Source organism: Duganella sp. Root1480D1 (assembly GCF_001427305.1).
Taxonomy (GTDB): domain Bacteria; phylum Pseudomonadota; class Gammaproteobacteria; order Burkholderiales; family Burkholderiaceae_D; genus Rugamonas.
The window spans coordinates 166,428-178,260 of record NZ_LMFZ01000007.1; the positions used below are offsets into that span (position 1 = coordinate 166,428).

8 protein-coding genes are annotated in these 11,833 nt (G+C 63.3%); 4 read left to right on the forward strand and 4 right to left on the reverse strand.

Going from position 1 to position 11,833, the window contains the following annotated elements; genetic code table 11:
• The first annotated feature begins 192 nt into the window (after positions 1-192).
• From ASD58_RS09585 to ASD58_RS09600, 4 genes are read left to right on the forward strand one after another with little or no spacing between them, the layout of a single operon-like run.
• Positions 193-2,991, forward strand: coding sequence for an ImpA family metalloprotease (locus tag ASD58_RS09585; RefSeq protein WP_057260885.1), 2,799 nt, complete (start codon positions 193-195; stop codon positions 2,989-2,991).
• A 49-nt stretch (positions 2,992-3,040) separates the two neighbouring features.
• On the forward strand, positions 3,041-3,895 hold the full coding sequence (locus ASD58_RS09590) for a MoxR family ATPase (RefSeq protein ID WP_057260886.1): 855 nt from the start codon (positions 3,041-3,043) through the stop codon (positions 3,893-3,895).
• Entirely contained in the window at positions 3,895-4,482 is a 588-nt protein-coding gene (locus ASD58_RS09595) for a GNAT family N-acetyltransferase (RefSeq protein WP_057260887.1), read from the forward strand. Before ASD58_RS09590 ends, ASD58_RS09595 begins: the two co-directional genes overlap by 1 nt.
• A gap of 1 nt (position 4,483) precedes the next feature.
• Entirely contained in the window at positions 4,484-5,653 is a 1,170-nt protein-coding gene (locus ASD58_RS09600) for a VWA domain-containing protein (protein ID WP_057260888.1), read from the forward strand.
• A 73-nt stretch (positions 5,654-5,726) separates the two neighbouring features.
• On the opposite strand, the gene kdpE is transcribed toward ASD58_RS09600, so the two are convergent.
• The 4 genes from kdpE to kdpB are packed head-to-tail and all read right to left on the reverse strand — an operon-like array spanning position 5,727 to position 11,826.
• Complete coding sequence (gene kdpE / locus ASD58_RS09605; RefSeq protein WP_057261038.1) at positions 5,727-6,428, reverse strand: two-component system response regulator KdpE; 702 nt, start codon at positions 6,426-6,428, stop codon at positions 5,727-5,729.
• Positions 6,429-6,430: 2 nt separating this feature from the next.
• Positions 6,431-9,130, reverse strand: coding sequence for a two-component system sensor histidine kinase KdpD (kdpD, locus tag ASD58_RS09610; RefSeq protein WP_057260889.1), 2,700 nt, complete (start codon positions 9,128-9,130; stop codon positions 6,431-6,433).
• A gap of 1 nt (position 9,131) precedes the next feature.
• Positions 9,132-9,716, reverse strand: a complete 585-nt coding sequence (gene kdpC, locus ASD58_RS09615; protein ID WP_057260890.1) for a potassium-transporting ATPase subunit KdpC — start codon at positions 9,714-9,716, stop codon at positions 9,132-9,134.
• A gap of 13 nt (positions 9,717-9,729) precedes the next feature.
• Positions 9,730-11,826 (reverse strand): potassium-transporting ATPase subunit KdpB, encoded by a 2,097-nt coding sequence (kdpB, locus tag ASD58_RS09620; protein WP_057260891.1) that lies wholly within the window; start codon positions 11,824-11,826, stop codon positions 9,730-9,732.
• Between the last annotated feature and the right edge of the window lie 7 nt (positions 11,827-11,833).

Consider the following 11,833-nt stretch of genomic DNA (forward strand, 5'->3'; position numbering starts at 1 on the left):
ACCTTAGGAGTTGGCCAATCGTCCATAAGATGGATCAGGGTTCGAGCACTTCTTTCGCATGAGTTTCGAAAATGTGTTGTATGGCTTCCGCTTTTTTGCAGGTCGAAAGCAGATACTTTTTGTTTCCATATGGCAATTGATGGTAAATTGGCCAGCCAAATTTAACTAGCTTGCCTTTCCACCACTTTTACCATGCCCTTTTACCTGTCTGAACAACGCCGGCCCCTGCTGGCGACCATGGCTCTGGCCTTGCTGCTGACCGCCTGCGGCGGCGGTGGCGGCGACAACAAATCCGGCGATTCCAGCGCCGGCACGCCACCCGCCCAAACCTCGCCGGATGCGAAATCGTCGCTGGATGCCGCCCTGCCAAACGGCGATGTGAGCAAACTGAACGACAACAACGTCGAACTCTTGAAAGCCATCAAGGCCGAATTCTCGCTGCGCGAAACCGAACAGTCGGACTTGCTGGCCCAGGTCTGGGGCAGCGAAGCCATCGCCTACGCGCCTGGCGCCAACAGCCAGTTGCTGGTGCCGCAGACCACGCGCGAATCGGCACGCACTTATCCATTGGTGGTCGGCAGCGGTGGTGAAAGCCTGGCCATGGCCGGCAAAGTACAAGGTGCCCGCGTGGCCGCCTTTGGCGCCAATGTGATCGGCGGCGACTTCCCTGCCATGGTGGCGCCGGTGCGCCGACTGCTGTCCTGGCTTCTGTCAGGCCAGCAGAAAGACATCGGCGGCGCGCGCGAAATCACCCTGCTGCGCTATTCCTCCGGCGAGCAAACTGCCCTGAAGGCATGGTTCAAGACCCAGTTCCCGAACTGGACCGTGACCACCTGCGCCGACGACAACCAACTGGCCACCTGCACCCAGAACAGCCAATTGCTGCTGGTTGGCAGTAGCGGCACCAGCCTGAATGATGGCAATGCCGCCCTGCTGGCCTTCCTGAACAAATCGCTGGCAGCCGGCAAACCCCTGCTGTACCAGCACACCGGAAGCTGGGGCGACGGCGGCTTGCCGCAAATCGCCGACCTGCTGGGCCAGGCCGCCTTCCCTTACGCCGGCAACTACTTCGACAAGGACAGCGCCAACTGGGCCAACAGGGACGCCATGATCGCCGCCCAGCCGGGCGCGCTGAAGCCGATGCAGTCGATCAGCCGCGTGGTCGACCACCTGGCGGCAGGGGATTACAACTTCGACCTGGGCGCTTGCGAAGACGACCGCCGCTGCGCCGCAGTGCCTGCGCTGAACACCGATTTCTTCCAGGGCGCGGAACAATTGCAATCCTGGATCGCCAAGGTGGAAACCGCCGGCAAGCGCCCATTTGATGCGGATGCACCGAAACTGTTGAAATACCTGGTGCTGCTGGGCGATTACTTCCGCAGCCACGCCAGCTACCCGATGGCGAAGGGCACCACCCCAGTCAACACCTTCCTGAGGGCGCTGTTTGCCGACCACGCGCTGGCCAACAGCCGCGACATCCAGCCGGCCAGCAACCTGCAAGGCAGCAGCTTCCCTTCGCTGTCCGGCAGCACCGCCGACAGCACGGTAAGCCGCAGCTTCTCGACGCGCAAGATAGCGTTCACCACCAGCGCAGCCACCTATGCACTGCCCGGCAGGACCTTCAGCGTGACGCGCAGCGACACCAGCGCCGCCAAGGTCACGGTGTTCGTCAACCAGATCCGCAACGGTTCCGCCCATATCTTCGACAAGCAGTATGACCGCCCGCAATTCCTGTGGAGTAATGAGATCCCGCTCGAACCGGGGCAGACGCTCAAATTGAGCAGCCCGACCGGCGGCATCATCTACGTGCGCATGCAGGGAACCGATACCCCCCTGGGTGTCGCGCTGCAGTTCAGCAGCGTCGGCCAGCAAGCGGCTTACACCGGGCCGGAAAGCGCCGCTACTTTCGCCAGCGCGGTACGCAGCAGCACGATCGGCTGGTCTGAAATCATGACGCCGGAATTCCAGGTCCACTCCACCACGGAGAAGATGCGCGACACCCTGACCGAATACAACGACAACGTCGGCAAGCTGCTCAGCGACTTCGACACCTACCTGTACAAAGACATCTACAACCTGGCCGCCTTCAATGGCCGCGACCTGGCCCTGCCGGCTGCCGTCGCCAGCTTCTGCCAGAACAAAGGCTGGGATTGCACGAACTGGGATATCCACGGACTGGGCGGCGTGCAGCACTTCAATGCCGACCGCGCAAACTGCGGCTATATGTGCTCCGGCCAGCCGATCGACAGCTATGGCGCCTTCTCGCCATTGGGCTGGGGCGAATCGCACGAAGTGGGCCACAACCTGCAGCGCGGCCGCCTGAAGATGTACGGCAGCCAGTCGACCGAAGTATCGAACAACATCTTCCCGGTCCACAAATGGCTGCACTACAACCGCGACAATCCGGCGGCCAAGCAGTACGGCCGCGACCTGCAGCAGAAGACCACCTTCGACCTGCTGCAGGCAGCCCAGAAACAGGCCGACCCGGCCAACCACGTCAAGACCAATATGTGGTTCAACGACGACCTGCTGTGGGGCCGCCTGATGTTCTACTGGCAGCTCGCGATGGATAACAGCACCGCCTTCGGCGACAACGGCTGGGACCTGTACCGCCTGCTCTACCTGCACGACCGCCTGCTTGCCAAGGCACTGGACAGCGACGCCGCCTGGAGCAGCGAGCGCGCGAAACTGGGCTTCACGGATGCCGGCTACGCCAGCCGCAGCACCGTGCAGTCCATTACGGCCGAAGACAGCATGCTGGTCGTCACCTCCTTCATCACGGGCCGCGACCAGCGCAGCTTCTTCGATATGTGGGGCATCAAGTACAGCGCCACCGCCTCCGCCCAGGTGGCCGCCTACGGCTTCCCGGCGACCGCCAAGCGCTTCTGGGTGGTGCCGTGCGAGAAGAACGGCTTCAAGGCCCCGCTGCCGGCACCGGTCGCCGTGGACGGCGTGAGCGCCTGGCCAGCCGCAGGCAGCTGCACACCGTAAGCCGCTCTGGCATATACTTCCGGTGATACCCTCACCGGAAGTATTTACCATGCACGCACCGCAACGATTTGAAGGCTCCGACAACTACGTCGCCACCAATGACCTGAAACTGGCCGTCAACGCCGCCCTGACCCTGCAGCGCCCTTTGCTGATCAAGGGCGAACCGGGCACCGGCAAGACCATGCTGGCCGAAGAAGTCGCCGCCGCACTCGATATGCCACTGATGCAGTGGCATATCAAATCCACCACCAAGGCCCAGCAAGGCTTGTACGAATACGACGCCGTCTCCCGCCTGCGCGATTCCCAGCTGGGCGACGAACGCGTGCGCGACATCCACAACTACATCGTCAAAGGCGTGCTGTGGCAAGCCTTTACCGCGCCGGAACCAGTCGTCCTGCTGATCGACGAGATCGACAAGGCCGACATCGAATTCCCGAACGACCTGCTGCGCGAGCTGGACCGCATGGAGTTCTACGTCTACGAGACGCGCGAAATGGTGACCGCCAAGCACCGCCCGCTGGTGATCATCACCTCCAACAACGAGAAAGAGCTGCCGGACGCCTTCCTGCGCCGCTGCTTCTTCCACTACATCAAATTCCCGGACAAGGACACGATGGAAGCCATCGTCAAGGTCCACTACCCGCACCTGAAGCAGGAATTGCTGGCCACCGCCCTGCAAACCTTCTACGAAGTGCGCGACGTGCCGGGCCTGAAGAAAAAGCCTTCCACCAGCGAATTTCTCGACTGGCTGAAGCTCCTGATGGCCGAAGACATCCCGCCGGAAGTCCTGCGCGGCAAAGACCAGAAAGCCGCGGTGCCGCCGCTGCACGGCGCCCTGCTGAAAAACGAGCAGGACGTGCACCTGTTTGAACGCCTGGTATTCATGTCGAGGACCAACCGCTGATGGACGCACCAATCCCGGTCACGCTGGAAGCCAACGGCCTACGCCTGGAGCCGCTCGGCCCGCAGCACGCCGACGCCCTGCGCGCAGCCGCGCAGGACGGCGAGCTGTGGAAGTTGCGCATCACCTCCGTGCCGGAACCGGACAAGGTGGAAGCCTATATCGCCACCGCGCTGGAAATGCGCCCTGCGCGCCTGGCCTTCGCCGTGGTGGAAGTTGCGACCGGCATAGTACTTGGCACCACCAGCTACCACGACATTGTGCCGTCCATCGACCGTGCCGAAATCGGCTACACCTGGTACCGCCGCAGCGTGCAGCGCACGCATGTCAACACCACCTGCAAGCTGCTGTTGCTGACGCACGCCTTCGAAACACTGGGCTGCGCCGTGGTCGGCTTCCGCACCGATAATTTCAACCACGCTTCGCAAGCCGCCATCGAGCGCCTGGGCGCGAAAAAGGACGGGGTGCTGCGCCATCACGCCGTGCGCCGCGACGGCACCGTGCGCGACACGGTCATGTACAGCATCGTGCGCGGCGAGTGGCCGGAAGTGAAAGCGCAGTTGCGCTACCTGCTGGCACGGAGGGCCTGAGATGCTGATCGATTTCTTCTTCACGCTGAAAGACGCCAAGATCCCGGTCACGATCAAGGAATTCCTCACCCTGCTGGAAGCCATGCAAAAGCAGGTGCTGGAACCCTCGCTGGACGACTTCTACTACATGAGCCGCCTGTGCCTGGTGAAGGACGAAGCCAACTACGACAAGTTCGACCGCGCTTTCGGCCAGTACTTCAAGGGCATCAACGCCGTTTTCGACACCACGAAAGAGATTCCGCTCGACTGGCTGCTGCAGCGCATGAAGCGCGAACTGACGCCCGAGCAGATCGCCGCGCTGGAAAAATTCGGCTACGACAAGCTGATGGACCGCCTGAACGAGCTGCTGAAAGAGCAGAAGGAACGCCATGAAGGCGGCAACAAATGGATTGGCAGCGGCGGCACCTCCCCTTTCGGCAACGGCGGCACCAATCCGGAAGGCATCCGCATCGGCGGCAAGGGCGGCAACCGCACCGCCGTCAAGGTGTGGGAGCAGCGCACTTATAAGGATTATGACGGCGACCGTGAACTGGGCACGCGCAATATCAAGGTCGCCCTGCGCCGCCTGCGCAAGTTCGCGCGCCAGGGCGTGGCGGAAGAACTGGCGCTGGACCAGACCATCCGCGCCACCGCCAACAACGCCGGCTACCTCGACATCAAGATGCAGCCCGAGCGCAAGAACAACGTCAAGGTCCTGATGCTGATGGACGTGGGCGGCACGATGGACGACCATATCGAACGCGCGGAAGAACTGTTCTCGGCCGCCAAGACCGAGTTCAAGAACATGGAGTTCTACTACTTCCACAACTGCGTGTACGACTACCTGTGGCGCAGCAACCGCCGCCGCAACGCCGAACGCTTCGCCACCTGGGACGTGCTGCGCAAATACCCGCCCGACACCAAACTGATTTTCGTCGGCGACGCCACCATGAGTCCCTATGAAGTACTGCAGCCTGGCGGCTCGGTCGAGTACAACAACGAAGAAGCCGGCGCCGAATGGCTCGGAAGATTCACTTCCCACTTCCCCAAATTCATCTGGCTCAACCCCGAACCGGAAGGCCTGTGGCAATACCGCCAATCGATCTCCGTGATCCGCCAGATCATGCAGAACCGCATGTTCCCCATCACCATCGAAGGCCTGGAACGCGCCATGCGCACCCTCTCGAAATAAAAGTCGGGGTCAGCTCCGGCAATCGGACATTTCGCTACGCGAAATGTCCGATTGCCGGAGCTGACCCCGACTTTCAAGTTAGCTGGAGGCGGTAGCCGACGGCGGTTTCAGTCAGCAGGTATTGCGGCTGGGCCGGGTCGTCTTCCAGCTTGTGGCGCAGGTGGCCCATGTAGATGCGCAGGTAGTGGCTGTTGTCGGATTGTGCGGGGCCCCAGACGGCGCGCAGCAATTGCGGCGCCGTCATGACACGGCCAGCGTTGGCGACCAGCACGGACAACAAGCGGTATTCGGTGGGCGTCAGGTGCACGTGCTCGCCGCGCTTGGTCACGCGCCGGTTGGGCAGGTCTACCGCTACTTCGCCGAATTGCACCTGGCCGGCGCTGTCGGCTTGCGGTTGCCGCTGGCGGCGCAGTGTGGCGCGCACGCGGGCCAGCAGTTCGCCGGTGCCAAAGGGCTTGCTCAGGTAATCATCAGCGCCGGCGTCCAGCGCCTTGATCTTGTCTGCTTCGTTGACGCGCGCCGACAGCACGATGACCGGCACGTTCGACCACTTACGCAAATCGGCGATCAAGTCGATGCCGTCTCCATCCGGCAAGCCCAGGTCGAGGATCACCAGGTCAGGACGCCGCGTGCCAGCATCGATCAGGCCGCGCTGCATGGTAGCCGATTCGTGGACATGCCAGCCCTCCTCTTCCAGCGCGGCACGCACGAAACGGCGGATCTGCGGCTCGTCTTCCACCAGCAAGGCTGTCGGGGCGACGTCAGTCTGTTGCATGTTCATGCTTCCTCAATCTCGGGCACTTGCGGCGGCATGCCGACCGGCAGCGTGAAGACGATGGCGGCGCCACCCAGCGGCGACTTGTCGGCCGCGATGGTGCCGCCGTGGGCTTCAACAATTGCGCGGCAGATCGCGAGGCCAAGGCCGACGCCGGGCTTCGACGATTCCTTCTCGCCGCGCGTGAATTTTTCGAAAATCGCTTCTTCACGGCCGCGCGGCAAACCTGGGCCGTTATCGTACACCATCACGCGCACGAATTCGCCGCGCCGCACGGCATAGATCACGATGGACGATCCGGGCGATGTATACTTCGCCGCATTCTCCAACAGGTTGCACAGCACGCGCTCGATCAGCACGGCGTCGAAGCGCAATAGCGGCAGTTCCAGCGCGAGCTGCGTGCTGACCTTGTGTTCCTTCAGCTGCAGGCCGCTGTGGCGCAGCGCGCTGCCGACCACTTCTTCCAGCGGTTGCCATTGCAGGTTGATTTTCAACTCGCCGCTTTCGATGCGGGCCATGTCCAGCAGGTTGGCTACCAGGGCACTCATGCGCAGCGCTTCATCGTGCAGCGATTGTGCGGCTTCGAGCTGTTGCTGCGCCAGCGGCGGGCGAGAATGCGCCAGGGATTCTGACAGGCCGACCAGTGACGTCAAAGGCGTGCGCAAGTCGTGCGATAAGGCGGCCAATAGCGAATTGCGCAGTCGTTCCGATTCCATATTGACCAGCGCTTCCTGCGCCACTTCGATATAGTGCACCCGTTCAAGCGCGATGGCTGCCAGTGCCGCGAAGGTGTCCAGGTGCTGCCTCTGCTCGGGGATCAGGATCCAGCGCCGCTGCGCCGGTTCGATCGCCAACACGCCGCGCGTGCGCATCGGCGCCACCAGCGGCATGTAGAAAAGCGGGCTGGCGGGCAGCGTGTCCGTGCCAAGGCCCGCGCTTTCGGCGTGGTCGAAGGCCCATTGCGCCACGCCCTGGTCTAACGCTGCGGGAACTGCCACGCCGGACGGCAAGTGCAGCCGCCCTTCCGCATCGGGCACCAGCAAGGTGGCCTTGGCGCGGAATGTCCCCTGCACGAAGCGGGCGGTAGTCTCGAAAATCTGCTCGGTCTGCAGGGCGCCGGACAGTTCGCGGGCGAATTCGTACAGGGCACGGGCCCGCGCTTCGCGGTAAGAGGCGACACGGGCCTGGAAGCGCAGGCCGGCAGTCAGGTGCCCGGTGATCAGGCCAACCGCCAGCATGACGCCGAAGGTGATCAGGTACTGCAGGTCCGAAATGGCAAAAGTGAAGCGCGGCGGGACGAAGAAGAAATCGAAACAGGCCACGCTGACGCATGTGGCCAGCACTGAGGGCGCTCGGCCGTAACGCACCGCGACCAGCAGCACAACCAGTAGGAACAGCATGGCAATATTGGCCAGGTCGAAGTATGGCAGAAGCGGGGTCGCCAGCAGCGCCATGCCAAGGCTGGAGCCGGCGGCCACGGCATAGCCGGCCAGCCGTGACTTCAGGCGTTGGGCGTCTTCCTCGGCGTCGACCGCAGCTTCCGGGCTGGGCAAGGCTTCGCGCTCGCTGACGGCGACCTCGATCAGATCAATGTCGGGCGCGTGCGCAGCCAGGCTGCGGATGTGCGAACGGCGCCATGGCCAGGTGCGGTGCGCCCGGCCTATCGTGATCCTGGACAGGTTGTGCTCGCGCGCGTATTCCACGGCGGAGGCGGCGATGTCGCTGCCGGACAGCACGGCGGTGGTGGCGCCCAGGTCCTGCGCCAGCTTCAGGGTTTTCAGGATGCGTTCGCGCTGCGCGGCGAACAGACGTTGCAGCGCAGGCGTTTCGACATAGATGGCATGCCATTCGGTGCCAAGCTGGCCGGCCAGGCGTGCCGCGCTGCGCACCACTTGCTCGCAGCCGGAGCGCGGGCCGACCAGGGCCAGGACCGAGGCACCGGTTTTCCATATGACGTCGATCGATTGTTCGACGCGGTAGGCGCGCACGTCGTCTTCAATGCGGTCGGCGGTGCGGCGCAGCGCCAGCTCGCGCAGCGCGATCAGGTTTCCCTTGCGGAAGAAGTTTTGCGCGGCGCGCTCGGCCTGCTGGGCGTGATAGACTTTGCCGCCCTTCAGGCGCGCCAGTAGTTCGTCGGCTGGGATGTCGACCAGCACTACCTCGTCGGCGGCGTCGAACACGGTGTCGGGCACGGTTTCGTTGACCTGGATGCCAGTGATGCCGCCCACGACGTCATTCAGGCTTTCCAGGTGCTGCACGTTGACGGTGCTGAAGACGTCGATGCCCGCTTCCAGCAGTTCCTCAACATCCTGCCAGCGCTTGGGATGGCGCGAGCCGGGCGCGTTCGAGTGCGCCAGTTCGTCGATCAGGATCAGCGGCGGGCGCTGGGCCAGCGCCCCGTCGATGTCAAACTCATTCAGAGTTTTTCCGCGATAGGCGACGGCGCGCAGTGGCAGCAGGGGCAGGCCCTCCACCAGCGCGGCCGTCTCGCTACGGCCGTGGGTCTCGATGACGCCGACCAGCACCTGCTGCCCGGCCGCCTGCAGCTTGCGGGCAGCCGACAGCATGGCGTAGGTCTTGCCTACACCAGCCGAGGCGCCGAAGTAGATGCGCAGCTTGCCGCGTGCTGCCTTGCGCTCCTGCTCCTGCATTTGCGCCAGCAGCGCGTCGGGGTCCGGCCGGTCGTCGTCGAGTGGAATCATATCAGCGAGTATGCGGCGTTTTTCCGTCCAGCGCCAGATTCAGCGCCAGTACGTTCACGCGCGGCTCGCCGAAAATACCCAGCACGGTGTGGGACGCGTGCTTGTCGATCAGGTCCCGCACCTGCTCGGGCGCCATGCGGCGCTCGGGGGCCACCCGCCTGGCCTGGTAGTAGGCCGCCGCCAGGCTGATTTCCGGATCGAGGCCGCTGCCCGATGCCGTCACCAGGTCCACCGGGATGGGCGCGGTGTTGCCTGGATCGGCAGCTTGCAGTGCTTCCACGCGGCCCTTCACGGCGTCGGTATAAGCCGGATTGAGCGGTCCCTGGTTGGAGCCACTGGAACCGTTGGCGTTGTAAGGCATTGGTCCGGTGGCCGATGGGCGGCCCCAGAAATACTTCGGCGATGTGAATTGCTGGCCGATCAGGGCCGAGCCGACCGGCTTACCGTTCACTTCCAGGATGGAGCCGTCGGCCTGGCTTGGGAAAGCAGCCGAGCCGACGCCGGTGACAGCCAACGGATAAATCACGCCGCAGGCCAGCGTCAAGGCGCCGAACAGTACCAGCGCGGGACGAATAGTCGAAATCATCTTGTTCTCCAGCTTAAACGAGGTTGAACGCAGCCAGCAGCATGTCAATCAATTTGATGCCGATGAACGGCAGGATCAGGCCGCCCACGCCATATACCAGCAGGTTGCGTCGCAGCAGCGCAGTAGCGCCAATGGCGCGGTAACGCACACCTTTCAGGGCCAGGGGAATCAGGCACACGATGATCAGCGCGTTGAAGATCACGGCGGACATGATGGCCGAATTAGGGCTGGCCAGGTGCATCACGTCCAGCGCCTTCAGCTGCGGGTAGGTGCCGACAAAAGCTGCCGGAATGATCGCGAAGTACTTGGCGATATCGTTCGAGATCGAGAAGGTGGTCAGCGAGCCGCGCGTCATCAGCATCTGCTTGCCGATCTCGACGATCTCCAGCAGCTTGGTCGGGTTGGAGTCCAGGTCGACCATATTGCCTGCCTCCTTGGCGGCCTGGGTGCCCGAGCTCATGGCGACCGCCACGTCGGCCTGGGCCAGTGCCGGTGCATCATTGGTGCCGTCGCCGGTCATGGCGACCAGGCGGCCGTCGGCCTGGTAGCTGCGGATAAGTTTCAACTTATCCTCAGGCGTCGCCTCTGCCAGGAAGTCGTCCACGCCCGCTTCGGCCGCAATCGCGGCGGCGGTCAGCTTGTTGTCGCCGGTGATCATCACAGTCTTGATGCCCATGCGGCGCAGTTCCGCAAAGCGCTCCTTGATGCCGCCCTTGACGATGTCTTTCAGCTCCACCACCCCCACCACGCGGCCATTATCTGCCACCACCAGCGGCGTGCTGCCACGGCGCGAGACATCTTCCACTGTGCGCGCCACTTCGGCAGGCCACTGCTGGCCGGCCGCTTGCACATGCTTGCGCACGGCGTCGGCCGAGCCCTTGCGCACTTCACGGCCCTCCAGGTCCACGCCGCTCATGCGGGTATTGGCCGAGAAAGGAATGAAGACGGCATGCAAGGGTGACAGTTCACGCTCGCGGATATTGAACTTCTGCTTGGCCAGCACCACGATGCTGCGCCCTTCCGGCGTCTCGTCCGCCAGCGAAGCCAGTTGCGCGATGTCGGCCAATTCCCGCTCGGTCACACCCGGTGCGGCAAAGAAGGCTGAAGCCTGGCGGTTGCCGAGGGTGATGGTACCGGTCTTGTCCAGCAACAGCACATCGACGTCGCCCGCTGCTTCCACCGCACGGCCGGAAGTGGCGATCACGTTGGCCTGCATCATGCGGCTCATGCCTGCTACGCCGATGGCCGACAACAGGCCGCCGATGGTGGTCGGGATCAGGCACACCAGCAGTGCGATCAGTACGGTAATGGTGATCGGCGAACCTGATTGCGCGGTCTCTACCGAGAACAGGGAGAATGGCAGCAAGGTCGCAGTCACGATCAGGAACACGATGGTCAGCGCCACCAGCAGGATGGTCAGCGCGATCTCGTTCGGCGTTTTCTTGCGCTTGGCGCCTTCCACCATGGCGATCATGCGGTCGAGGAAAGTCTCGCCTGGATTCGCCGTCACCTGCACCACCAGCCAGTCGGACAGCACGCGGGTGCCGCCGGTGACGGAGGAAAAATCGCCACCCGATTCCCGGATGACCGGTGCGGATTCGCCGGTAATGGCGCTTTCGTCCACCGACGCCACGCCTTCGATCACGGTGCCGTCGATCGGGATCACGTCACCGGCTTCCACCAGCACGTAATTGCCCTTGCGCAGATCTGTGGCGGGGCATGGCAGCCAGGCCGTGCCGTGCTTGGCCACCTCCAGGCGCTTCGATGTCACGCTCTGTTTCAGGCTGCGCAGCGAAGCCGCCTGGGCCTTGCTGCGTCCCTCCGCCAGTGCTTCGGCGAAGTTTGCGAACAGCACGGTGAACCACAGCCAGATGGTGGTGGCGAGGATGAAACCGGAACTGGCCTCCCCCACGCCATTCAGCGACTGGATGTAAAGCAGCGTAGTGATGATGCTGCCGACATAGACGACGAACATCACGGGGCTGCGCAGTTGGACCGCAGGACTCAGCTTGCGGAACGCATCGGTAATGGCCGGCACCACCAGCTGCGAATCGAGCAGCTTGAGGCGCTTGCCAGGTTGGGCGACTGGAATCGCCTGGGATTGCGACATGATGTGC